The organism is Micromonospora sp. NBC_00617 (assembly GCF_045161355.1).
Classification (GTDB): Bacteria; Actinomycetota; Actinomycetes; order Mycobacteriales; family Micromonosporaceae; genus Micromonospora.
This window is the reverse complement of sequence record NZ_CP107751.1, coordinates 1902737-1926022: the sequence shown is the minus strand read 5'-3', so window position 1 is coordinate 1926022 and position 23286 is coordinate 1902737. Positions and strand designations below refer to the sequence as shown.

At 74.1% G+C, this 23286-nt stretch carries 19 protein-coding genes; 7 read left to right on the top strand and 12 right to left on the bottom strand.

The window, feature by feature from the left end; translation table 11 throughout:
• Window positions 1–6 precede the first annotated feature (6 nt).
• The 7 genes from uxaC (at window position 7) to OG505_RS08610 (ending at window position 8260) form a co-directional block, all read left to right on the top strand.
• Window positions 7–1440: a glucuronate isomerase gene (uxaC, locus tag OG505_RS08640; RefSeq protein WP_405432357.1), complete on the top strand. Its 1434-nt coding sequence runs from the start codon at window positions 7–9 to the stop codon at window positions 1438–1440.
• A complete protein-coding gene (locus tag OG505_RS08635) occupies window positions 1437–2741 on the top strand; it encodes an enolase C-terminal domain-like protein (protein WP_405432354.1) in 1305 nt (434 codons plus the stop codon). The genes uxaC and OG505_RS08635 overlap by 4 nt, the downstream gene beginning before the upstream one ends.
• The gene (locus tag OG505_RS08630; RefSeq protein WP_405432352.1) at window positions 2732–4225 is read left to right on the top strand and encodes a mannitol dehydrogenase family protein; all 1494 of its coding nucleotides are present in this window, start codon (window positions 2732–2734) and stop codon (window positions 4223–4225) included. The genes OG505_RS08635 and OG505_RS08630 overlap by 10 nt, the downstream gene beginning before the upstream one ends.
• A 55-nt stretch (window positions 4226–4280) precedes the next feature.
• The gene (locus OG505_RS08625; protein ID WP_405432350.1) at window positions 4281–5456 is read left to right on the top strand and encodes a Gfo/Idh/MocA family protein; all 1176 of its coding nucleotides are present in this window, start codon (window positions 4281–4283) and stop codon (window positions 5454–5456) included.
• Between the two features lie 212 nt (window positions 5457–5668).
• Complete coding sequence (locus OG505_RS08620) at window positions 5669–6001, top strand: hypothetical protein (protein ID WP_405432347.1); 333 nt, start codon at window positions 5669–5671, stop codon at window positions 5999–6001.
• A 111-nt stretch (window positions 6002–6112) separates the two neighbouring features.
• Complete coding sequence (locus OG505_RS08615; protein WP_405432345.1) at window positions 6113–7468, top strand: polysaccharide lyase family 1 protein; 1356 nt, start codon at window positions 6113–6115, stop codon at window positions 7466–7468.
• Window positions 7469–7537: 69 nt separating this feature from the next.
• Complete coding sequence (locus OG505_RS08610; RefSeq protein WP_405432342.1) at window positions 7538–8260, top strand: HD domain-containing protein; 723 nt, start codon at window positions 7538–7540, stop codon at window positions 8258–8260.
• 38 nt (window positions 8261–8298) lie between these two features.
• On the opposite strand, the gene OG505_RS08605 is transcribed toward OG505_RS08610, so the two are convergent.
• The 12 genes from OG505_RS08605 to OG505_RS08550 form a co-directional block, all read right to left on the bottom strand.
• On the bottom strand, window positions 8299–9105 hold the full coding sequence (locus OG505_RS08605; RefSeq protein ID WP_405432340.1) for a BTAD domain-containing putative transcriptional regulator: 807 nt from the start codon (window positions 9103–9105) through the stop codon (window positions 8299–8301).
• A gap of 138 nt (window positions 9106–9243) precedes the next feature.
• Window positions 9244–10371, bottom strand: coding sequence for a hypothetical protein (locus OG505_RS08600; RefSeq protein ID WP_405432337.1), 1128 nt, complete (start codon window positions 10369–10371; stop codon window positions 9244–9246).
• A gap of 13 nt (window positions 10372–10384) precedes the next feature.
• Window positions 10385–12730: a hypothetical protein gene (locus OG505_RS08595; protein WP_405432334.1), complete on the bottom strand. Its 2346-nt coding sequence runs from the start codon at window positions 12728–12730 to the stop codon at window positions 10385–10387.
• 11 nt (window positions 12731–12741) lie between these two features.
• Window positions 12742–14178 carry a baseplate J/gp47 family protein gene (locus OG505_RS08590; RefSeq protein ID WP_405432331.1) on the bottom strand — a complete coding sequence of 479 codons (1437 nt, stop codon included), beginning with the start codon at window positions 14176–14178 and terminating at the stop codon, window positions 12742–12744.
• Window positions 14171–14674 (bottom strand): hypothetical protein, encoded by a 504-nt coding sequence (locus OG505_RS08585; protein WP_405432329.1) that lies wholly within the window; start codon window positions 14672–14674, stop codon window positions 14171–14173. The genes OG505_RS08590 and OG505_RS08585 overlap by 8 nt, the downstream gene beginning before the upstream one ends.
• Before the next feature lies 1 nt (window position 14675).
• A complete protein-coding gene (locus OG505_RS08580) occupies window positions 14676–14999 on the bottom strand; it encodes a hypothetical protein (RefSeq protein WP_405432327.1) in 324 nt (107 codons plus the stop codon).
• A gap of 10 nt (window positions 15000–15009) precedes the next feature.
• The gene (locus OG505_RS08575) at window positions 15010–17037 is read right to left on the bottom strand and encodes a hypothetical protein (protein ID WP_405432325.1); all 2028 of its coding nucleotides are present in this window, start codon (window positions 17035–17037) and stop codon (window positions 15010–15012) included.
• Window positions 17034–17675, bottom strand: a complete 642-nt coding sequence (locus tag OG505_RS08570) for a hypothetical protein (protein ID WP_405432323.1) — start codon at window positions 17673–17675, stop codon at window positions 17034–17036. Before OG505_RS08570 ends, OG505_RS08575 begins: the two co-directional genes overlap by 4 nt.
• Window positions 17675–18175: a hypothetical protein gene (locus OG505_RS08565; protein WP_405432321.1), complete on the bottom strand. Its 501-nt coding sequence runs from the start codon at window positions 18173–18175 to the stop codon at window positions 17675–17677. The genes OG505_RS08570 and OG505_RS08565 overlap by 1 nt, the downstream gene beginning before the upstream one ends.
• 2 nt (window positions 18176–18177) lie before the next feature.
• The gene (locus OG505_RS08560) at window positions 18178–19653 is read right to left on the bottom strand and encodes a hypothetical protein (protein WP_405432319.1); all 1476 of its coding nucleotides are present in this window, start codon (window positions 19651–19653) and stop codon (window positions 18178–18180) included.
• The gene (locus OG505_RS08555) at window positions 19650–23000 is read right to left on the bottom strand and encodes a hypothetical protein (protein WP_405432316.1); all 3351 of its coding nucleotides are present in this window, start codon (window positions 22998–23000) and stop codon (window positions 19650–19652) included. Before OG505_RS08555 ends, OG505_RS08560 begins: the two co-directional genes overlap by 4 nt.
• 2 nt (window positions 23001–23002) lie before the next feature.
• On the bottom strand, window positions 23003–23257 hold the full coding sequence (locus OG505_RS08550) for a hypothetical protein (RefSeq protein ID WP_088989350.1): 255 nt from the start codon (window positions 23255–23257) through the stop codon (window positions 23003–23005).
• Between the last annotated feature and the right edge of the window lie 29 nt (window positions 23258–23286).

Below are 23286 nucleotides of genomic sequence, written 5' to 3'. Positions count from 1 at the left end.
GACCCCGTGCCGACGTCCGACCACACCGACCTGCTCCTGCCCGCCGACCCCGGGCAGCGCGCGATCGCCCGAGAGCTGTACGCCCTCGCGGCGCAGCAGCCGATCATCTCGCCGCACGGGCACGTCGACCCGACCCTGCTCGCGCAGGACCAGCCCTTTCCCGACCCGGCGCGGCTGCTCATCGTGCCCGACCACTACCTGACGAGGATGCTGCTCAGCCAGGGCGTCCCCCCGTCGGACCTGGGCGTGCCGACCCGCGACGGCAGCCCGACCGAGACCGACGGCCGGGTGATCTGGCGGCGCTTCACCGCCCACTGGCACCTGTTCCGGGGAACCCCGTCGCGGCTCTGGCTGGAGCAGACCTTCCGCACCGTGTTCGGGGTGCGCACCCCGCTGCGCCCAGCCACCGCCGACACCGTCTACGACGAGATCGCGGCCCGGCTCGCCGAGCCGGACTTCCGGCCCCGGGCGCTGTTCGAGCGGTTCGGAATCGAGGTGCTCGCGACCACCGAGTCGCCGCTGAACGACCTCGCGCAGCACGCCAAGCTCGCCGCCGACGGGTGGGGCGGGCCGGGCGGCCGGGTGGTCACCACGTTCCGCCCGGACGACGTGGTGGACATGGAGTACGAGGGCTGGCCGTCCAACGTGGCACGCCTCGGCGCGCTGACCGGCGAGGACACCGGCACGTACACCGGTTATCTGGCCGCGCTGCGGGCCCGGCGGGCCGCGTTCATCGCGGCCGGAGCGACCTCCTCGGACCACGGCCACCCCACCGCCCGCACCCTGGACCTGACCCCGGCCGAGGCCGCCCGCCTGTATGACCGGGGCCTGCGCGGCGCGGCCGACGCGGCGGACGCGGAGGCGTTCCGGGCGCACATGCTCATGGAGTTCGCCCGGATGTCGCTCGACGACGGCCTGGTCATGCAGCTGCACCCCGGCGCGGTGCGCAACCACAACCGCTGGCTGTACGACCGGCACGGCCGCGACGTGGGCGGTGACGTGCCGCAGGCCACCGAGTACGTGCACGCGCTCGCCCCGCTGCTGGAGCGCCACGGCAACGACCCCCGGCTGCGGGTGGTGCTCTACACGCTCGACGAGGACACCTTCACCCGCGAGCTCGCGCCCCTCGCGGGTGGCTACGCCGCGCTGCTGCTCGGCGCGCCCTGGTGGTTCCTGGACTCCCCCGAGGTGCTGCGCCGGTTCCGGGAGACGGTCACCGAGAGCGCCGGCTTCTACAACACCACCGGGTTCGTCGACGACACCCGGGCGTTCTGCTCCATCCCGGTACGCCACGACGTGGCCCGCCGGGTCGACGCCGGCTTCCTGGCCCGGCTGGTCGCCGAGCAGCGGCTGCCGCTGGACGAGGCCGCCGAGACGATCGTCGACCTGGCGTACCGGCTGCCCAAGCGGGTCTTCAACTTCGAAGGGGTTGACCAGTGAGTGTCACCATCACGTCCGTCGAGGTGCACGACGTGCGGTTCCCGACCGCCGCGCGGGGCGACGGATCCGACGCGATCAACCGGGGCGACTACTCGGCGACGTACGTCGAGCTGGGCACCGACGCCGGGCCGGTCGGCGCGGGGTTCACCTTCACCAACGGCCGGGGCAACGAGATCACCTGCGCGGCGGTGCGGGCGCTGGCCCACCACGTCGAGGGGCGGACGGTCGAGGAGATCACCGCCGAGCCCGTGGCGTTCTGGCGTTCGCTCAGCGCCGACGTGCAGTTGCGCTGGCTGGGGCCGGAGAAGGGCGTCATCCACATGGCGACCGGCGCGCTCGTCAACGCCGTCTGGGACCTGCGGGCCAGGATCGCCGGCAAGCCGATGTGGCGGTTCCTCGCCGAGCTGCCCACCGACGAGCTGGTCGCCAGCGTCGACTTCACGCACATCACCGACGCGCTCACCCCCGACGACGCCGCCGCCATCCTCGACAAGGGATTGATCGGATCCGATGGCCGGCTCGCGGAACTCAAGCAGAGTGGTTTCCCTTCCTATACCACCTCGGTCGGTTGGCTCGGCTACCCCGACGACAAGGTGCGGGCGTTGACCCGGCAGGCGTACGACGACGGGTGGCGGGCGATGAAGATGAAGGTGGGCGGCCCGCTCGTCGACGACCTGCGCCGGGCCCGGATCATCCGCTCCGAGATCGGCCCGGACGCGCTGCTGATGATGGACGCCAACCAGGTGTGGGACGTCGACGAGGCGATCACGGCAATGACCGCCCTCGCCGAGGTGGACCCGTACTGGATCGAGGAGCCGACCCACGCCGACGACATCCTCGGGCACGCCCGGATCGCCCGCGCCGTCGACGAGCTGACCGGCGGCCGGTGCCGGGTGGCCACCGGTGAGGTCGCCGCCAACCGGGTGATCTTCAAACAGCTGCTCCAGGCCGAGGCGATCGGCGTGATGCAGATCGACGCGTGCCGGGTCGGCGGCGTCAACGAGGTCCTGGCCGAGCTGCTGCTGGCGGCGAAGTTCGGGGTGCCGGTCTGCCCGCACGCCGGCGGCGTCGGCCTCTGCGAGTACGTCCAGCACCTGGCGATCTTCGACTACCTGCGGGTGGGCACCGCCCTGGACGGTCGGATGATCGAGTACGTCGACCACCTGCACGAGCACTTCGCCGACCCGGTACGCACCCGCGGCGGTCGCTACCTGCTGCCCGAGCGCCCCGGTTACAGCGCCACCATGAAACCGGCGTCGATCGCCGAGTTCCGCTTCCCGGACGGTCCGGCATGGCGGTGACCGTCGGCGCGTCCCGCCTCGGCCTGGGGGTGCTGCGCCACCTGCCCGTCGAGTCCCGTCCCCTCGTCCGGCCGGGCACCGTGCCGACGGGCGTCGTACACCTGGGGTTGGGCGCGTTCCACCGGGCGCACCAGGCCGTCTACACCGAGGCGGCGGTCGGCGCGGCCGGCGGCGACTGGGGCATCGTGGCCGTCGCCCCGCGCAGCACCGCAGTGGTCGAGGCGCTCGCCGCCCAGGACAACCTGTTCAGCGTCAGCGCCCTCTCCGCCGCCGGCACCGCCACCCGGGTGGTGGGCGCGCTCAGCGGCGTACGACATGCTCCCAGCGACCCGGACGCCGTGGTGGCCTTGCTCGCCGACCCGGCGGTCCGCGTCGTGACGCTCACCGTCACCGAGAAGGCGTACCAGCTCGATCCGGTGACCGGCCGACTGTCCCCGGACGCCGCGCTCACCGCGGACCTCGCCGGTCATCAGGCCCCGACGACCGTGCCGGGGCTGCTGCTGCGCGGGCTGGCCGCCCGCGCCGCCGCCGACGCCGGCCCGCTGGCGCTGGTGAGCTGCGACAACCTGCCGGCCAACGGCCGGCGGCTGCGCGGTCTGGTCGACCAGGCGGTCGAGCGGGCCGCCGGGGTGCCCGCCGGGCTCGTCGACTGGGTGGTCGCCAACGTGACCTGCCCCGGCACCATGGTGGACCGCATCGTGCCGGCCAGCACCCCGGAGACCATCGACGCGGCCCGCCGGGCGCTCGGCGTGACCGACCTGGCCGCGGTGGCCGCCGAACCGTACGCGCAGTGGGTGATCGAGGACGACTTCCCCGGCGGCCGGCCCGGCTGGGAGCACGCGGGGGCGGTGCTCACCGACGACGCCGGCCCGTGGGAGCGGCTGAAGCTGCGCACCCTCAACGGCGTGCACTCGGCAGTGGCGTACCTCGGCGCGCTGGCCGGCCGGGAGACCATCGCCGACGCCCTGGAGATCCCGCACCTGACCGACGTGCTGCGCCGGCTGATCGCCGAGGACGTCGCGGCCAGCTTCACGCCGCCGGACGGGGTGCGCGTGGTCGACTACGGCGAGCAGGTTCTCGCCCGGTTCGCCAACCCGGCGATCCGGCACCGCACCCTCCAGGTCGCGGTGGACGGCTCACAGAAGCTGCCGCAGCGCATCCTGCACACCATCGCCGACCTGCGCGCGGCCGGCCGGTCCGCGCGCTGGGGCGCGCTGGTCGTGGCGTCCTGGTTGCGCTTCGCCCTGGGGTACGCCGACGACGGCGGACCGCTGCCGTTGCAGGACCCCCTCGCGGGGCCGATCCGGGCCGCCCTGGACGCCGGCGCGCAGAGCCCGGCCGGCGCGGTGGACGCCGTCTTCGCGCTGCGCGAGGTCATCCCGGCCGAGGTGGCCGAGGACGACGAGGTACGCGCCGAGGTGATTGCCTGGCTCACCGCGCTCGGTCGACACGGCGTCGAGGCGACCCTGGCCGGCGCCCGGTGAGCGGTGCCGCGCGGGCCGGCGCCCCGGGGACCTCGACAGTCTCGGCCGGCGTCTCGTGAACGGGTCGGTGCCGCCGCCGACGGTGGCGGTGATCGGGGCGAACGGGCACGGCCACTGGCACCGGCGGGTGATCGCGCCGCTGCACGCCGACGGCCGGCTGCGGCTGGTCGCCCTGGTCGACGTCCAACCGGTGCGCGACGAGCGGGAGGCGCCGGTGCCGATCGGGGTCGGGGTGTTCACCGACCACCGGGCGATGCTCGCCGTCGCCCGACCCGAGGTGGTGGTGATCTGCACGCCGCCGCACACGCACCTGCCGATCGCCCGCGACGCCCTGGAGGCCGGCGCGGACCTGCTGTTGGAGAAGCCGCCGGTGCTGTCGCTGGCCGAGCATGACGAGCTGACCGACGCGCTGGCGGCGACCGGCCGGGTGGCCCAGGTCGGTTTCCAGGCGCTCGGTTCGGCGGCGCTGACCGCGCTGACCGACGGGCTGGCCGCCGGCCGCCTCGGCGCGGTCACCGGCATCGCGACCGTCGCGACGTGGCAACGGCCGGACGCCTACTACACCCGCTCCCCGTGGGCCGGCCGCCGCAGCGTGGACGGCCGGCCGGTGCTGGACGGCGCGTTGGCCAACCCGTTCGCGCACGCGGTGATGCAGTGCCTGGCCGTCGCCGAGGCGCTGGGCGGGGCGCCACCGTGGCCGGTCGCCATCGAGGTGGAGCGCTACCGGGTGCGGCCGATCGAGGTGGAGGACACGGCGGTGCTGCGGGTGCGGTTCCGCGCCGGCCCACCGGTGCTGGCGGCGGTCACCCTGGCATCCGAGGAGTTCGTGGCGGGCGAGGTGGTGGTGACCGGCACAACGGGACAGGCCGTGCTGGAGTACCCGACGGACCGGTTGCGCCTGCCCGGTGACGTGGTGACCCGCCGCGTCCCCGGTCGACGGGGCCTGCTGGAGAACCTGCTCGCCCACCGCGTCGACCCGGCCGCAGTGCCGCTGATCGCTCCGCTGGCCCGTACCGCGCCGTTCACCGCCCTGCTGGACGCGTTGCGGGCCGCACCCGAGCCCCGACTGCTCGACGGGGAGCTGGTCGACGTGGTGGGCGACGGTGACGAGCGGGTGTTGCGGATCCGTGGCGTGGTCGCGGTACTGCGTCGGGCGGCCGAGCAGGGCGCGCTGCCCAGCGAGCAGGGCGTGCCGTGGGCCGTGCCGGCGTACCGCGCGGACCTGGCGTAGTGGTGGCGCCCTGCGGTGGCGAGGGTGCTCCGGTTGTCCTTTGCTCTGCTTCAACCGAGGCAACACTTTTGCCCCGCAGGTGTTGCCTGGGTTGAAGCAGAGCAAAGGAGGCGACGGGTCAGTGCCCGCCCCTGCTCCGGCACTCGGGGCAAACACCCGACGTCAGGAGAGACGGCCCTCGGAGCGACTGTCCGTGCGATAACGTGCGTCCCATGGGAACAGTCGACCTGGCCCTGGCCGTCGCGGTCGGCGTGGCCAACCTGGTCGTCGCCGCCGTGCTGCTCGCCATGAGCCGCGGTGGCACCGTGGCACCCCGGATCCTCGGCCGCCCGCAGCCGCTCCCCCGCCTGCGGGCCGCGATGCACGCCTGCCTGGGGCTGGGGCTGGGGGTCGGCTGGCTCGCCAAGGACATCTTCCCGCCCCACTCCACGGGCGACGCGGTGCTGTTCACCACGGTGCGAATCCTGCTGGTGACTGGCGTCGTCACCGCTCTGCTGGTCGCGTTCCGGCACGTGCGACCCGCGCGGGACGAGGCCGCACGCTAGCCGCAGGCACGACTGCAACATTCCTGCAAACAATTTATATTGACCGATACAAAACCGCGAACCTACCGTTCCTGGTGAATGCCGAACCACCACCAGCGAATGGAAAAATCAATGCGCGCACCCCTCATCGGGGCGACGGTGATCGCCGTCCTGGTCGGTGCCACACCGGCCGCCGCCGCTCCCCACCCCGACACTTCCGCCGCCGACCGGCTCTCCTGGCCGGCCCGTCACCTCGGTCGGCAGGCCCTGCCCGAGCGCGACGGCTGGGCGGCCGACGGCACCGGCACCACCGGCGGTTCGACCGCGGCGCCCGAGCGGACGCGGGTGGTTCACGATCGGGCGGAACTGGTCGACGCCCTCGGCGGTGACAACGCCAGCAACGCCACCGACGCCACTCCGAAACTGATCTTCGTGGACGGTGCTGTCGACGGCTTCACCGGGCCCGCGGGCACGCCGCTGAGCTGTGCCGACCTGGCCGACCCGGCGTACCGGCTGGATGCCTACCTGGCCGCGTACGACCCGGCGGTCTGGGGTCGGGTGGCGCCGGCCGGGCCGCTGGAGGAGGCGCGGGTGCGCTCGGTGGCGAACCAGACCCGCCAGACCCAGATCAACGTCGGGCCGAACACCACTATCGTCGGCCTGCGCGGCGCCCGGCTGACCGGTCTCACCCTCATGATCGACCGGGCGTCCAACGTCATCGTGCGCAACCTGACCTTCGTCGACGCCCGAGACTGCTTCCCCGCGTGGTCGCCCACCGACGGCGACACCGGCAACTGGAACAGCCAGTACGACCAGATCTCGGTACGCCGCAGCGAGCATGTCTGGGTCGACCACAACACGTTCACCGACGGCGACAACCCGGACAGCGCCCAGCCGAGCTACTTCGGCCGGCCGTACCAGGTGCACGACGGGTCGCTGGACATCACGCACACCGCCAGCGCAGTCACCGCCTCCTGGAACCGCTTCACCGGACGGGACAAGCTGATGCTGATCGGCTCGTCCAACACCGTCGGCCCGGACGTGGGTCGGCTGAAGGTCACCCTGCACCACAACCTCTTCGACGGCGTCCTGCAACGGCTGCCGCGGGTGCGGTTCGGTCAGGTCGACGTCTACAACAACCTCTACCGGCTGGGCGGCGACGGCTTCCAGTACGCCCTGGGCGTCGGTGTGCAGTCGGCGATCTACGCGCAGAACAACTTCTTCTTTCTCGACGCGGGCGTCGACCCGGCCGACCTGCTCTACGACTGGGGCGGCACCGCGCTCACCGAGCGGGGCTCCTGGGTGCGCCAGGGCGTCGGCCCGGCCCGGCCGGTCGACCTGCTGGCGGCGTACAACGCGGCGCACGAGCCCGACCTGGGCGCCGACGCCGGCTGGACACCCACCCTGCGCCGCGACCCGGTCCTGCCGGCGACGCTGCTCCCGCTCCTGGTGGGCCCGCTCGCCGGCGCCGACCGGCTGCCGCTGTGACGACTCGCCGTGGTCGGGTCAACGACGCACGGGCCCATCGATGGGGGGAAGATCGGCTATAAGTGACGCATGGACTTCCCGCCGCACCTGGGCAGCATGCCGATGCACGCGATCACCGAGATCCACGGCGAACCGGGCCTGCTGGAGCGCTTCCGGCTGGAGGTCCAGCGCTTCGACGACGGCGAACGCGCCCGCCTGTCCGCGGCGCTCGACCTCGCCTCCGAGCTGCACCGCGACGACCGGCGGGTCCGCGAGCCGTACCTCAACCACCTGCTCCGGGTCGCCATCCGGCTCATGCACCACTACCAGGTCCGCGACGTGGACGTGATCGTCGCCGGCCTGCTGCACGACGCGGTGGAGGACCACCCGGCCGAGCTGGCCGAGGGCGGCGGCGACCCGACCGCCGCGGCGCTGGCCACGCTCGCCGCGCGGTTCGGGCCGCGGGTGGCCACCCTGGTCGCCGCCGTCACCAATCCGGTGTACGACCCGCAGCGTGACCGCAACGACCAGTACCGGGAGCACCTGGCGGTCAGCCTGGACCGGGAACCCTGGGCGCGGGTGATCAAGGTGTCGGACTTCACCGACAACGGCGTCGGGGTGATCCACACCGTCGGGCCGAAGGTCGTCTCGTCGGCCCGCAAGTACCGGCCGCTGGTGCCGCTCTTCCGGGATCTGATCGGCCGTCCGGACACCCCGCTCTCCCCGGCGGTGAAGGCCCACATCTTCGGCCAGCTCGACCTTGCCGAGGAGCGGTTCAGCGCCATCCTCGACCGGCCGGCCCACTCACGCTGAGCTGAGCTGGCGCGCGCCCGCGACGCTGCCCCGGCGGGTCACGCCTGGGCAGCGCCGCCGACCGCCGACCTGGGCGCGGACCCGTCCCGGCGCAGGCCCTCGCGCACCAGGTGCTCCAGCCAGGAGGTCGGGGCGACACCCAACTCCCGGCCCAGGTCGGAACGGAACAGCTCCAGCCGGCGTACCGCCTCGTTGATGTTGCGTTCGGCCAGGTGCACGGCGATCAGCACGCGGGTGGCGCTCTCCCGCAACGGTTCCAACTGCACGGCGGTCAACGCCACCTGTACCGCCTCGCTGAAGCGACCCTGCGCGGTGAGCCGTTCGGCGAGCGCCTCCAGCGCGTACAGCTGGGTCTGGCGCAGCCGCTCCCGCTCGGTCAGCACCCAGTCGTCGTACCACCCGGGCAGCAGTTCGCCCGTCGCCAGCGCCGGCGCCCCCGCGCCGACACCCGCCGGCGCCCCGCCGGCCAGCAGCGCCGCGGACGCCGCGCCCAGCGTGGCGACGTCGCTGGTCACACCGGCGGCCAGGGACAGCCGGTCGTCCTCCTCGACGAGGGGCTCGGGGGTGACCCGGTGCAGCCGCCAGAGCATGGTGCGCAGGTTGGCGCGGGCCCGCTCCTCGTGCGAGCCGGGCCAGAGGGTGCCGGCAGCCTCCCAGCGGGCGCACCGCTGGCGTACGCCGAGGTAGGCGAGCAGCCGACGCGCGCCCTGCGGCACCACGACGGACCGGCCGTCGCGTTCCAGCCCGAACCCGCCGAGCAGACGCAGCGTGTACCGGGTTGGTCGCGCCGCACCGGCCTCCTGCGCCCCGGAGTGGAGGTCCTGCGTCACCTCGTGAACTGCCATCCCTGCGCCCTTCGCACCCGAACACCGGTGTGGGAGTTCCACGCTCGGGTGTGGGCGGTCGGCACGCCAGCGCAGTGTCGTCACACCGACCCGGCGAACGGCGGGGATCAGCCGTTCGCCGGAGCGACGGCCGGCCGTTCAGCGCAGCTTGCTCAGCGTCCGGGCGTAGCCGGTCCACTCGGCGGCGTCGCCGACGTCGGCGCGTACCCCGGCCTCCTTCATGATTCCGAGCACCCGCTCGGCTGGCGCCTCGGCCAGCTTGCCGAGCGTGCTGATCCCGGCGCGGGTCAGCGCCGCGCGGGCCTTGGTGGGCACCCCGGCGAGCATGGCGATGTCAGCGTCGGCGACGTTCTCCAGTTCCGCATCGATACCCAGCGCGGCGGAGACCGCCGACTGGGCGCCCGCCGTGGTCCGGACGATGGCCGCCTCCCGTTCGCTGACCTCGACGACCATCGCGTCCACGCTCGGGTAGCTGCTGTCCGCCGGCAGCACCTTGAGCACGTCGCGGATCGTCCGGCCGTCGGCCACCTGGTCCTCACCGAAGGTACGGATGAACTCCACCACCTTCACCTCGCGCGGGAAGCGCTGCCGGACGTCGGCGTTCTCGACGGCGTACCGGTCGAGGTAGGCGGCGCCCCGGACCTTCGGGCCGGCGACCACGTCCACGCCGAGGGTCTCGACGGCGGGTAGCACGATCGTGCCGGCCTTGGTCTGCCAGATGCTGACCTTCTTGTCCATGAACATCGTGGTGCCCATGTACCGGCCGAAGTCGAGCGTGCCGATGTAGTTGGGGATCTGCTCGATCTGGTACGGGCCGGGGCTGACCTTGGTCTCGTGCACCGTGGAGTGCAGGCGGTTGATCTCGGCGCGGATCTCGTCGAGCAGGTGGCGCAGGCTCACCCGCATCGCTGCCATGCAGGAGAACGCCTTGGCCAGGTCGGTGCCGAGGTGGTCGAGGTCGTGCTCGATGCGGTGGAACCGTTCGTTGAAGCCCTGCTCGCCGGGGGTCTGCCCGGCCTGGACGACGTCCTCGCCGTCGACCCAGTCGCTGTGCGCGAAGGTGCGGGCGAACGGTGGTGGCGCGCAGCCCGGCTCCACCGCCGGGAACGGCTCGGCGTAGCTGAACACCCGCTTCGCGGTGCCCACGTTCTCGTAGATCCAGGAGGAGACGAGCACGCTGGCGTCCGAGGCCGGGATGCCGTGCTTGGTGAACGCCTCGTACAGCTCGGTGACGGTCACCCCGTCGTAGTTGATCTCGCTCGCCATGGTGGTGTCCCTCTCAGAGCTGGTCGTACACGCCGCGGTGCCGGCGCTGCTGGAAGGTGCGGAAGGTGCGGGCCACCGCGGGGCGCAGCGGCTCGGCGTCGCCGTCGGCGTCGAGGTCGACGTGGTCACGCCGGATGCCGAAGGTGTTGATCTCCACGCCGAGCGGGCAGACCCTCGTCAGCGTGTTCATCAGCCGCTCGTACTGGGCCAGGGTCAACGCCACCGAATCGGGCAGCTCCACCCGGAACTCGTACGGGTCGGTCAGCCCGGTGCGCACGTAGGAGAGCGCCACCACCGCGACCAGACCGGCGTGGGTGGGGCGCAGCGTGGTCCGCGCGCCGACCGCCTTGATGTCCGCGCTGCCGCCGCCGAGCCCCACGGTGTACCAGCGAAAGCCGGTGGCCCGCCGCTCGGCCAGGTTGAGCCCGGCCTGGGGCAGTCCGATCACGCTGCACACCAGCAGCACCCGGTTGCCGGTGTCGACCAGCGGCAGCGCGGCGGCGAGATGCTGGTCGCGCAGCAGGCCGACCAGCCGGGCCAGCCGGTCGGCGGCGGTCGGCTGACCGGCGATCAGCGCGGACGCCAGCGCCGCCGGCAGCTCGATGGTCTCCACCAGCTCGTCGGGGAGCCGGTTCAGCGCGGCCACCACGGGCGCCGGGTCGCGCACGGCGGGCAGGCCGGCGGCGGCCAGCACCTGGTCGACCGGCTGCCCGGCCGGCCGGGTCGGTACGCCCGCCCACCGGGTCCGGGCCGCCGCGTCGGTCATCGGCGTCCACGCCGGCTCCCCCGCGCCCGTCCAGGCCGTCGCTGCGGCGGCCAGGCCGGCCAGCAGCAGCGCGTTGCCACCCGGATCGCCCGGCGCGTGGAACTGCGCCTCGACTGCCGCGTCGGCGCCGACCGTGGCGACCGTCGGCGCGGTCACCGCCAGCCCACGGGTGGGCAGGTGCGACAGGTACATCCTGGTGGTGCTGATCCGGTGGGCGGTCTGCACCCCGCACACGCGCCACAGCCAGGCCAGCTCACCGTCGGCGGCCACCGTGGGCACACCGGCGGCCCGGGCGGCGGCGATCAGGGCCTCGGCGGTCCGGTCGCCGGTGACCGCGCGACCGGTGTCCAGCACCCGGTTGCGCAGGTCGGTGGCCTGCGCCGGGGTCGGCCAGCTCACGTCCACGCCGAGACCCAGCTCGTACCGGCTGCCACCGGCGTCGTCCTGGGCCCGGGTCACCTGCCACACGATCGTCGAGCCGAGGGCCCGGCAGACCCGCCCGGCCCGGTCCAGCGCGGTGGCCAGCGGCGGCGCGACGGCGTGCGCGCTGTCGAAGGCGTACGACTGCCGCAGGCTGGCGCGCAGCGCCGTGACCTCGGCCAGCCGGCCGGACGGCAGCGCCCGGCCGGCGTGCGTGGTGTTGTTCGGCGGGGTGTTGGCGGGCAGCACCAGGCGGTCGCGGCGCAATTGGGCGAGGAAGTTCGTGCGGTGCTGCGGATCACCGGCGGCGACCAGCCGGATCGCCACCGCGAACCGGTCGTCGTCCTCGCGCAGCGTGAACCGGGCGCCGCCGGGCAGGTCGGCGAAGAGCCCCGCGTTCGGGTCGGTGTCCGCGCCGGGGCCGTTGAGCAGCCGGCGGATCGCGTCCGGAGTGGGCAGCAGGAACCGCCGGTAGAGCCCCAACCGGTGGGCGTACGCGGCGTCCGGTTCGCGGGCCGGCGGCGCCAGCCGGCGGGCGTACACGTCGCCGCTGGCCGGCTCGTGCACCAGCTCGTCGACGAACCGGGCCACCCCGACGTCCGCGCCGATCCGGTCCAGCGCATCGCGTCGGGCGTGCGCGAGGGTCCGGTACGCGTGCACCTCCCGGGCCGCGCGGCGCAGCCGGTGCTTCTCGTACGACACCAGGTAGAGCAGCCGGCCCAGGTTGCCCTCCAGCACGGCCAGCTCGACCAGCCCGGTGAGCGCCGCACCGGTGAGCGCGGTGGCGGCGGCGCCGTCGACGGCCCGCTCGGCTGTCACGGCGACGGTGAACGGCGCCACCAACGGCTCGTCGGCGGTGTCCGGCGCGTACGCCGGCACCGACGCCCCGGCGGCGGACCAGGGCGCGAAGACCACCGGCGGGAGCACCCGCTGGCCCGCGCCGCCGGGGTCGACGGTGACGCTCACCCGGACGGTCTCCTCGACCAGGTCACGGCGCAGCACGACGGTGAGCAGGGGGTGTCGGCTGGTCCAGTCCACCGCGGCGGCGCCGGTGGTGGCGAGCGGCACGACGACCCGGCGGACGGTCCCCGGGTAGGGGCCCTCCAACTGGTCGACGAGGTTGCGTTCGACGGACGGGTCGGCGCCGTCCACCGGCACCCGGATGTCGGTCATCGCGCCCCCGCTCAGACGATCCGGAACGGCCGGGGATCGTCCCGGTCGACGTAGACGGGCACCTGGTTGGCGGCGAGCACCGCATTGTCGCCGACCGGCAACCGCTGCACGCCGTCGCCGGTGGGCGCGCTGCCGGTCACCACCACCGCCGAGTCGGCCGGGAAGCGCACGAGGCGCAGCCCGCGTACGTCGGCGACGCCCGGCTCGTTCATCAGCGTCCAGATCACCTCGGCGGCCCGGACCGGCTCACCGAAGGGCAGCTCGTCGACGTAGCGGCGCAGCCGCGCGTGCAGCCGGGCGCGCAGCTCGGTGGCGGCGGTGGACGCGTTCACCGTCTCCTTCGAACCGGTGGGCAGCGGCAGGCCACGGATCACCAGGTCCGCCTCGACGCCGATGCCGACCTCGTCGGCCCGGTCCACCGAGGCGAAGATGCCCACCGGGCGCAGGTCCTCGATGACCGACTCGACGGCGGCGTGCAGCCCGTCCGGCCCGTCCCAGATGGCGGCGGCGGTCGGTGCGACGAGCACCGTGACGTAGTACGGGTTGCCCAGGTCGCGTTCGGTGCTGAAGACCCGCTCGATGAAGTTGAAGTTGCCGAAGATGGACTGGTTGAGGTCCAGCCCGCCCCGGCCGTCGAAGACCTGCACCTGACGTACGCCGGGGACGGTGGCCACGGCCAGGCCGATCGCCTCGGCCGTCCAGATCGAGCGGGGCGCGGCCAGCAGCAGTTGCCGGTAGCGGGCGTCGGAGACCTGCTGCTCACCCCCGGTCAGCGCGACGGTGTGGGTGATCTCGACCAGTTCCTTGCCGGCGGCCTGCTCGGCGTCGTCGAGATCGGCCAGCAGGGTGTCGGCCCGGTTCCAGCGGTCGATCCTCTGGTTGGCCTGCGTCGGGTCGAGGTTGTGCGCCGGGCCGGGATAGAAGGCGGCGACGGCCGGTTCGCGCTCGCCGACGGCGGCGGAGAGCACCACTGTCTCGTCCAGTGCCACGTGGTGCCCGCCGGGGGTGGACAGCCGGGCGCCCCGAGGCAGCGTGAGCGGGCTGTGGCCGGTGGGCAGCGCGGCCTTCAGCTTCAGTTTCACCGTGCCCCGCGCGGGCAGGTACGGCCGGGCGATGCCGAGTTCCTCGCCGAGGCGGGTCAACGCGTCGGCGGTCGCCGACACCACGTACGAGTTGTCGTAGACGGCGCCGAGCGCCGCCCACAGCCGGGCGTCCTCCAGGGCGGCCAGTTCGAGGACCTTTCGCAGCACCGCACCGCTGGTCAGGTCGACGTCCTCGCCGAAGAGCAGTCGGGCGGTGGCCAGCTTCTCGGCGAGCAACCGGGCGAAGGACTTCGGCACGAAGCCGCTCTCGACGATGCCGAAACCGGTCGAGCCGGTGGCCCGCAGTGCGGCGGCGTCGACGGCCAGGACGTCGGCCAGCTCGGCCGGGAGGGTGGGATCAGACACTGGGCAGCTCCCCGAGATGCACCGAGAGCCGGTCGTCGGTGATGGTTTCGAACTGGACCTGCACCTGGAGGGTGCGGGACGAGCGCAGCGCGGCGGCCGCCGCGTCGTCGGCACGGCCCGCGCCGAGTCGGCCGTCGTCGAGGTTCACGTCGACGATCTTGCGGACCCGGGGGTCGCGGTCGAGCAGCGTGATGATGCCGATGCGGACCTGCTCGCGGATGAGGTTCGGCTCGATCTGCTCGGCGAGGGCGTTGAGCCCGTCGAAGCCGAAGGTGGCGTCGAAGACGTTCGAGCCGCGCAGCGTGGTCAGCGCCACCGCGAGGCTCTGCGCCACGTTGCCGGTGCCCTCGACTAGGGCCAGTGCCCGGCCGTTCGGGCCGTCGTCGAAGACGATGTCGCGGGCCAGGTCCACCCCTGCCATGGTGGGTTCGAAGGCGAGGCCCCAGCCGAGGTAGCGGCGCTGGGCAGCCTGCCGTTCGCGCTCGGTGCGGTCCATCTCAGACCGCCTTCAGTTTGCTCTGCCCGGCGGTGGCGGCCAGTCCGGGGCTGGAGCCGTCGGTGGCGCCGCTGAGCGAGTCCAGCGCCACGGCGACGCTGCCGACCGTGAGCTTGCCCGCTGTCCCGGTCGCGGACGTCACCGTGCTGCACTGCTTGGTGGAGTTGCTGGTGGTGATGGTGCAGCCGGCCACCGACCTGCCGTTGATGCCGTCGAGGCGGACCACCGGCTTGTGGTCGACGGTCAGCCTGCCCTGCCCGGTCGGAGAGACCTTCCCCTGGTTGGGGCAGTGCACGTTGCTCGACGTGGTGAGCACGAATGCCATGTCGCTCTCCTCAGTGGACGTTCATCGCGTTGTCGACCTGGACGTCGACGTCGTCGGCGGCGATGTTGACGGTGCCGCCGCTGATGTTCACCGCGCCGTCGCCGGCGTCCAGGTCGATCCGGGTGCCGGTGATGGTGATCGAGCCGTCCTGCTTCATGACGATCGACGATCCGCCGGCGGCGTGCTCGATGGTGATGCTGTCGGCCACGTCAGCGCGTGGCGGGCGCTGCCCGCGCCCGTGCAACTGGGCGCGGCCCACCCGCACGGTCAGCTCGCCCAGCTCGATGACCCGGTTGCCGTCGCCGTCGGTGAGGTCGTGCGTGACCTTGCCGTCGTGGTCGGCGGGCACCACCGTGTCGCCGATCGACGAGCGGCTGTTCGTGGCCACCCCGACCGGCAGGGACAGCCACCAGTCCCCCGGCTGCGACACCGGGGCGTGCCCGGTGGGCCAGAGCGCGCCCACCTCGACGGGGTCGTCGGGGGCGCCGTTGCGGTAGGCCAGCGCCACCCGGGTGCCCGGGTAGCGGGGCAGGATGAGCCCGCAGCCGCCCCACGCGAACGGGGTCAAATAGGTCACCCCGGGCAGCGGCGCGGGCTGCTCCCGGCGTACCGGCAGACGGCGGGCGGCGTTGGGCCGGCCGTCCGGGCGGACCAGGCCCTCCCACACCGTCTCGGTCTGCGCGGGCGGCTCGACCGCGCCGCTGGCGTTGGTGGCGGCGGCGCGCACCTCGCCGATCTCCAGGCCGCGCGTCTCGCCCCGGGCGGCGCGGGCCGCGCGGCGCACCGCCTCGGCGGCGGCCACCCCGGGCGACGACGCCGGGCCGGCGGGCTCGGCGACGGCCACACCGGACGCGTCGCTCCAGGTGTCCCACGCCTGGGCGCCCGAGGTGACCTCGACGCCCTGCACGACCGTGACGAACCCGGCGGTACGCGAGAGGGTGTGCCGGGCCGCGCTGAGGTAGAGCACCTTCGCTCCCGCGCCCAGCTCCCCCGTCGACGGGGCGAAGGGCGCGGCGAACGAGCCGAGCAGCGCCGCGCCGACACTGCCCAGCGTGGTGGCCTCGTCGGTCGCCGGCGGATCGAAGCGCACCAGGTCGCCGGGCTTCAGGTCGGGGCGGCCCTTGAGGGTCAGCGTCCACGCCCTGCGCCGCGGTGCGGCCGTGCCGCCGGCCTCGGTGGCCGCGTACGGGTCGGTGTCCTGGGTGCCGTTCTCGGTGCACTCCAGCAGGCCGGTGGCGAGGGTCAGCGGCTTCGGCTCCCCCTGCGGGTACGGGATCGGCCGCTTCCCGACGTGCACGGTGCCGTCGCGGATCAGCAGCATCCCCCGCCCGTACGCGTTGAGCGACTGCTGCAACGCGCCGCCGATGCGCTCCAGCGCGGCGCGGTAGAGCAGCCCCGCCCCGAAGGCGACCCGCTCGTCGCCGGCCGCCTCGGTGGCGCCCCGGGTCATCGTGCCGTCGGGGTTGGCGCCCCACCCGGTCACGTCGACCCGGGTCCGCTCGCCGATGGCCTGGATCGCGGCGCTGAAGGTGGCCGCCTCGAACCGTTCGGCGACGCGCTGCCCGAGCCGGGCGTACGCCTGCTCGACGAGGGTCAGCTCGGTGTCGTACGTCCGCTCGCCGGTGAGCCGGCGCACCTTCGTCACCCGCAGCACGGCGACCAGCGCCTGGGTCAGCTCGGCCGGGGTCGGGCCGGCGTTGACGCCGACCAGGTTGGTGAAGAACGCACCGACGGAGGTGTTGGCGTCGCGCCAGTACAGGTGCAGTTTCGCCACCAGCGGCGGCTGCCCCTCGGCGGTGCGCAGCGCGGCGAAGTGCTCGTCGATCAGCCCCTGGACGGTGATCGTGTACGCGCCGGGGCCCAGCCCGTCGGGCAGCGCGGCGTCGATGGCCGCGTAGTAGTCGGCGCTGGACAGGGTGAGCGCGACGTCGGGGCTGAGCCCGGTCGAGGTCTCCCGGTGAAACGTCAGGGTCCAGCCGGCGTCGTTGCCGACCGCGCCCTGGCGCACCTGGCCGGTCTGGAACGGCGTGAGCGTCACCGCAGCACCCTCCGCATCTTCTTGTCGAGCAGGTAGCGGTAGCGCAGCCTGCCGGGGCCCAGCTCGGACTCGACGCGCTGCGCGGGTGGGCGGCGACGCCAGACGAACTCGTTGATCGGCGGCGGTCCGAAGGTGTCGACCGCGCGGTCGGCGGGCCGCCAGGCCACGGTCAGCGTGGAGCCGTAGTCGCCGGAGCCGCGTACCGTGCCGGCGTGCAGCAGCCAGGCGAGCACGACCACCTCGACGGCGACCCCGGTGGTGCCGGTCGAGGCGCCGGCGTCGGGGCAGACCCGGCGCAGGCCCGCGGCGAGCGGCACCGAGCCGAGGATCCGGGTGCCCTGGCGGACGACCAGGCGCAGCGGCACCCGACCGACCAGCGCCGGTGGCCGGGGCACGGCCGGGGGCGCGGGTCGGGGCGTCAGGTCGTCGGCGGAGGTGCTCACCACGGCGAGCGGGTCGGTGTTCAGCCACTGCCGGGCCAGCCCGGTGGGCAGGATCAGCACCGCGTGCACGCCGGCGCCCAGCTCGACGCGGTGCGGCAGGCCGGCGGTGAGGCTCTGCCGGACCTCGGTGAACCCGGGGGGCACCTCGATGGGCGTCTCCGGCAGCAGGTAGCGGTCGATCGGGAACGGTGGCATCAGTTGCCCAACCCGTCGGCGAGCGCGCCGACTCCGATGCTGGCCACGTCGAGCAGCTTGCCGAGCAGGCTGGGACGGGGCACGTGGACGAGGGTGATGGTGGTGTCCAGGACGTCGCGGCGGGCGGCCGAGGCGTTGAAGGTCAGTGACTGCACCTGCATGTCGGTGCGGATGGTCATCGACGTGACGAGGATGAGCCCGCCGAACTTCCCCCCGGAGTACGCCGCGAGGGCGGTGCCGCGCTTGCTGGCCTCGGCCATCGTCTCCAGGGCGAACTTCCAGGCGTAGCGTTCCGCGCCGACGAGCACCCCGGTCAGCGTGATGGTGTCGTCGTGGGTGGCCACGATGGCCTTGTGCGCCGTCGAGCCGATCGGCGGCAGGTGGTAGGTCTGGGCGAGGGAGATGGAGGTGACCGCCCAGAGCGGGATCGGCAGCACCCCGTCGCTGATGATCGCCGACGGCACCGTGTCGTACCGCATGAAGCTGCTGGTGATGGCCATGCTCAACGCCCTCCGACGGGTGGCAGCGGCACCGGCGTGCCGGTGGGTTGGACGGCCAGGCCCAGGTCGCGCAGCGCCTGGGTGATCTCGCGGACCTCACCCGCGGCACTGGTGACCCGCAGCCGCAGCCGCCGTTCCGCCAACGCCGCGCTGATGCGGGCGGGTCGGGTGGACGCGGAGCCGCGCCGGTTGATCCGGTCGATCTCGGCGGCGGCGTCCTCCATCCGGGAGATCGCGTCGAGGATGCGCGGGTCGGGGGTGAAGCCGGGGTCGTCGCGTTGCAGCCGCGCGATGGCGTCGCGGAAGTCGGCGGCGTCGCGGCGCAGGTTGACCACGAGGTTGTCGGTGAGGGCGCTGACCCCGGCGACGCTGCTCGAGCGGTGCGACTTGTCGTCGAGGAGCCACACCCAGCCGTCGTGGCCGATGCCGACGAGGTCGGTGCCGGCGACCTTGACGTTGGCGTCCGGTCCCTTGAGGAACAGCTCGATGCTGCTCAGCGAGAACGCGGCGCTGTACTCACCCAGCACGCCCCGGCCGTAGGTGACCATGTCGTGGCGCAGGTAGGCGCGGAAGCCGGGGCCGTCGTCGGCACGGCCGCCCCGGTCACGGAACCGCCGCCACAGGGTGGCCAGGGCCTCCGGGTTGTGCACGGCGAGCTGCTGGGTGAGCCAGACGTCGCCGCCGGCCACCACGGCCCGCAGCTCCGGGTCACCGATGCGGGCCAGGGCCTCGGCGAGACGGGCGTCGCTCATCTGCAGGCCGCGCGAGCGGGCCCGACCGAGGTCGTCGACGGCGGTGCGCAGCCGGGCCAGCTCGTCGGGGGTGAGCCGGCCGCCGAGGCGGGCCTGGAGGTCGGCGACGGCGGCCCGCTTGCCACCCTCGCTCTCGGCGGCCACCGCGCGCCAGAGCGCGGCCGGTTCCAGCTCGGCGGCGCGGCGCAGCGCCGCCTGCCGGTCCGCCGGCATGGCCCGGAACGCGTCACCGACGATCGCGGCCGGCTCGGCGTGCCGGCCGGCCGCGCCGCCGCCGTCGAACTCGCGCAGCAGCGATTCGGCGTACGCGCCAGCGTCGTCGGCCAGCCGCAGCGGCGCGTCACCGACGATGCCCTCGCGAGGTCGGCTCAGCTCGCGCATCTCGGTGCTGAGCTGGTCGAAGTACTCCCCGAGGGTCGCCACCCGCACCCCGTCGGGCAGGGTGCCACCCTCCAGCACGTGGTCGAGGATCGCGGCGATGTTGTCCCGCAGGACGGCGATGCGTTCCAGCCGGTTGAGCGCGTTGCCCAGGTGCAGGTCGCCCACGTCGTCGACGATGCGGCGGATGAGGTGCTCCAGCAGCCGCTGGGACCGCACCTCGCCGGCCTCGCTGTGCTCGGCGATCGTCCGCATGAACCGGCGCAACCGGGGGTTCGCGTCGGCGGCGGCGTGCACGGCGGCGGCGTCGAGGAACCGGCCGGCGCGGAACCGGCGGGGCCCGGTCACGGCCGCACCACCGGCACGCGCGGGCCGGACGCGGCGGCGTGCTGCGAGTCGAGCACCATGAGGATGAACCGGGCACCCTCCGGGCCGCCGACCGCGCCGCTGAGCATCGCCTCCCGCTCCACGTACGCGAGGATCGGCTCCATCAGCTTCTGCACGACCCGTTCCAGCACCTCGTTGAGCAGGATCTCGGTGAGGAACCCCTGGAGCAGGTCGCGGGAGGCGGCTTCGACGATCTGCCGGGTGACCCGGCGTACCACGTACCCCCGGGCGGCGCGCAGCCCGGCGCGGACGCCGAAGCGCAGCGCGACCCGGCCGCCGCGCACGGCCGCGCCGCCGATGGTGCCGGCCTCCGGGATCAGCGACAGGGCCAGCCCGAGGTACGCGGCGAACAGCTCGACCTCGACCTCGGTGCGGGTGAGCACCAGCTCCGGGTCGAGCATGGAGGAGTAGAGGCGGGCCCGCTGGTGGGCGTGCGCCACGTCGACGGCGGCGACGGCCACCCCGACCACGAAGCCCAGCGGCGGGCAGAGCAGCGACAGCGCGATGATCCCCACCATGATGGCGAACGCGCTGAGCGCCTCCCGGCCCAGTTCGGTGCTGAACAGGCTGTCGACGCCGGTGGCGTAGTAGAGGTTGCCGCCGAAGAACTCGCCGATCTGCTGGTGCGTGACCAGGTGGATGCCCTGCAACGCGAAGCGTCCGCCGGCGATGGTGGCCGACGGGATGTGCTCGCTGATCCGGCTGGACCGGAAGGCGAAGCGCGCGTCGGTGCGGGCGCGGCCCAGCATCTCGGTGTTGGTGCGCCGCATGTCCTGCAGTACCCGCCACAGCTCGTCGCGGATCGCCGACCGGTTGCCGGCGAAGCGGGCCAGCACGTCGGGCAGGTCGGTGATCTGCTTGACCAGCGGGTCGACGCCCTCGGCCTCGCCGCGTTGGATGACCAGCGCCTGTTCGATCTCGGCGAGGGTCCACAGCACCGCGTGGGAGTCGCGGATGCGCGGGACGCCGTCGCGTTCGACGATCTCACCGGCCGCGCCGGGGCTGGTCAGGGCGGTCTCGGTGGCGAGGAACGCGGTGGAGATGGCGCGGGCCGCGCCGTACCAGGCGGTGGACGGGTTGGCCATGCTCACGGTGGCGAGGACGCCGCCGCCGGCGTCGGTGTGCTCGGCCGTCCACCGGGCCGCCTCGTGCCGGCGCAGCCGCTCGCGCAGCCCCTGCAGTTCGGCGTAGTCGGTGAGCTGGGAGACGATCAACCGCTCGAAGATCGGCGCGTACCGGTCGAAGTGGGTGATCCGCGCGTTGATGCCGGTCTGCGAGCTGAGCAGCAGTTGCACCAGCATGGCCTGGCTGCCGACGATGAACAGCTGCCCCACCGCGGCCTTGACGGCCGGGCTGAGCGCCTGGACGAAGTGCAGGTTCCAGGAGGCGGACGTGTCGATCCAGCCGCCCTGGACGCGGGCGAAGTGCTCGGGTTGGCTGTAGCGGCGCATGACTAGTTGGGCGAGGTGGTCCAGGCGGGGCACCACGCCGGCCAGGTGGCGCAGGAACTGCACGGCCGGTGAGGCGACCGGCCGGAAGTCCAGCGGCCCGAGGCGGCCGGAGCCCTCGGGGACGGGTCGGGTGAACGCCTCGCGCTCGGCCGCGCCGACGAGCAGGCTGATCGCCGCGGCCCGGCCGCGCAGCACGGCGGCGGCCTGGAGGCAGAAGTTCGCCGGATAGCGGCACGGCTCGCCCATCTGCAGCCGGAACGCGATGTCGTCCATCAGCCGACGCAGCTCGTCGCCGTCCGGCCCGAGGGCGGCCAGCTCCGGCTCGCCGTTGAATGCCGCACACGCGGGCATCGTCGAGTGCCCGCCCCCGACGACGGGGAATCGGCTGCCCTCGGCGCCGGCCGGCGCGCTCGGGCTGCTCGGGTCGAAGACGAACCCGCCCCGCCGAGCGCCGCCGCTGCCGTCCCCGGTACCGCCGGCGCCACCACCCGGGCCGGTGCCGGTGCCCGGGCCGCCGGGGCCGCCGGGGCCGCCGGGGCCGCCGGGGCCGCCGGGGCCGCCGGGGCCGCCGGGGCCGCCGGGGCCGCCGGGGCCGCCGGGGCCGCCGGGGCCGCCGGGGCCGCCGGGGCCGCCGGGGCCGCCCGACCCGCTGCCGGACCCGGTGCCCGTGCCCGCCCCGGTGCCGGTGCCCGCGCCCGCGCCCGTCCCCGTGCCGGTACCCGTGCCCGCGCCGGTGCTCGTGCCGCCGCCGGGTGGCGCGTTCGGGTCCGGCGGGGGCGCCGGGTGCTGCTCGATGGTGATCGGCAGCAGGTTGGCCGTGCCGGTCCAGTGCAGGGTGGCGTCGGTCTCTTCGGTGCCGACCAGCAGCAGGGACACCCCGCCGATGCTGACCACCACCAGGCACGTCGGCGTCGCCCCGCCCACCGAGGCAAGGATCGCGTCGACCCGCCGGGTCACCTCCGCGTCGACGGCCCGCTCGATCTGCGCCTGGTACTCCTCGGCGCTGGTGGTCTCGCCGCGCGGCGAAGCGGTCCGCAGCCGCTGCCGGATGTCGGCGCTCAACTCCTCGTCCACCATGGCGACCAGCGCGCTCCGATCGGCGACCGGCCGCCGCTGCACCGTCCCGGGCTGCGGGCTGGGCACCCGCTCCTCCACTTCGAAGTGCGGCTGCGGGGTGGCCCGGAACACCGTCTCGCCGAAGCGCTCGAAGGTGAGCGCCGACCAGGGCGTGGTGTTCACCATGATCGCCCAGACCGGGCGTCCGTCCGAGCCGACGACGCGGGCGATCACTCCCTGCGGGGTGCCCGACGGCAGGCCGCCGTGCTGGCGTACCGCCTCCCGGCCCAGCTCGCCGAGGTGACTGGCCAGGTAGGCGGCCGGGCGCAGCAGCCACTGGTAGGTCACCCGGGGCGGCTCGTCGCCGTCCACCGGCACCTCGGCCGCGTCACCACCGTCGTCGTAGGACGGCACCCGGTAGACGGCCAGCAGGTGCCGCATCCGCTGCGGGTCGAACAGCTCGGTCGCCGGTCGGCTCAGCGGCGCGGCCACCCCGGCGGGTAGCCCCGGGTCCAGCCGCGCCGCGCCGACCACCTCGTCGATGCGCCGGCGCAGCCGGGCCTCGAAGGCCCGCCGGTCGTCCGGGGACACCCGCTCGGCGGCCGCGCCGGTCCACCGGAAGTCCGGCGCTTCGGCGCGTACCTCCAGATAGCCGCCGCGCGGCGCGACCACCTCCTGCCGGGAGCGTTCCAGGGCGCGGGCCAGGGCCGCGCCGAGCGCCTCGGTCACGGCCGCCGGCCGCTCGGTCACCGACCGGGCGACCAGCCGGATCCGCACCGGCACGTGCACCGAGATGGCCACCGTCAGAACCGCCCGTCCAGGTGCTCAGCGAGGCGGGCCAGCGCGAGGTCGGCGAGCGCGTCGGCGTCGAGGGCGCCTCCGGCCGCGACCACCTCGATCTCCACCGGGAAGTGGTACGCGATGACCGCGCGATCGTCCTCGGCCACCTGCTCGGCCTCCGCCTCGCTGCCGGCCGCCGGCAGCACCAGCTCACCCGCGTGCACCAGGGCCAGCCCGGTACGGGTGACCCGGGCGGCGCGGCCAGCTCCGGTCGCCATCTGCTACCTCCGGTTCCTCGTCGGTGTCG

Excerpts from the sequence above, each read along its gene's own strand:
- OG505_RS08630 (WP_405432352.1), top strand. The coding sequence starts at position 2,732 with ATGGCGGTGACCGTCGGCGCGTCCCGCCTCGGCCTGGGGGTGCTGCGC.
- OG505_RS08620 (WP_405432347.1), top strand. The coding sequence starts at position 5,669 with ATGGGAACAGTCGACCTGGCCCTGGCCGTCGCGGTCGGCGTGGCCAAC.
- OG505_RS08615 (WP_405432345.1), top strand. The coding sequence starts at position 6,113 with ATGCGCGCACCCCTCATCGGGGCGACGGTGATCGCCGTCCTGGTCGGT.
- OG505_RS08610 (WP_405432342.1), top strand. The coding sequence starts at position 7,538 with ATGGACTTCCCGCCGCACCTGGGCAGCATGCCGATGCACGCGATCACC.
- OG505_RS08605 (WP_405432340.1), bottom strand. The coding sequence starts at position 9,105 with ATGGCAGTTCACGAGGTGACGCAGGACCTCCACTCCGGGGCGCAGGAG.
- OG505_RS08600 (WP_405432337.1), bottom strand. The coding sequence starts at position 10,371 with ATGGCGAGCGAGATCAACTACGACGGGGTGACCGTCACCGAGCTGTAC.
- OG505_RS08595 (WP_405432334.1), bottom strand. The coding sequence starts at position 12,730 with ATGACCGACATCCGGGTGCCGGTGGACGGCGCCGACCCGTCCGTCGAA.
- OG505_RS08585 (WP_405432329.1), bottom strand. The coding sequence starts at position 14,674 with ATGGACCGCACCGAGCGCGAACGGCAGGCTGCCCAGCGCCGCTACCTC.
- OG505_RS08580 (WP_405432327.1), bottom strand. The coding sequence starts at position 14,999 with ATGGCATTCGTGCTCACCACGTCGAGCAACGTGCACTGCCCCAACCAG.
- OG505_RS08570 (WP_405432323.1), bottom strand. The coding sequence starts at position 17,675 with ATGCCACCGTTCCCGATCGACCGCTACCTGCTGCCGGAGACGCCCATC.
- OG505_RS08565 (WP_405432321.1), bottom strand. The coding sequence starts at position 18,175 with ATGGCCATCACCAGCAGCTTCATGCGGTACGACACGGTGCCGTCGGCG.
- OG505_RS08550 (WP_088989350.1), bottom strand. The coding sequence starts at position 23,257 with ATGGCGACCGGAGCTGGCCGCGCCGCCCGGGTCACCCGTACCGGGCTG.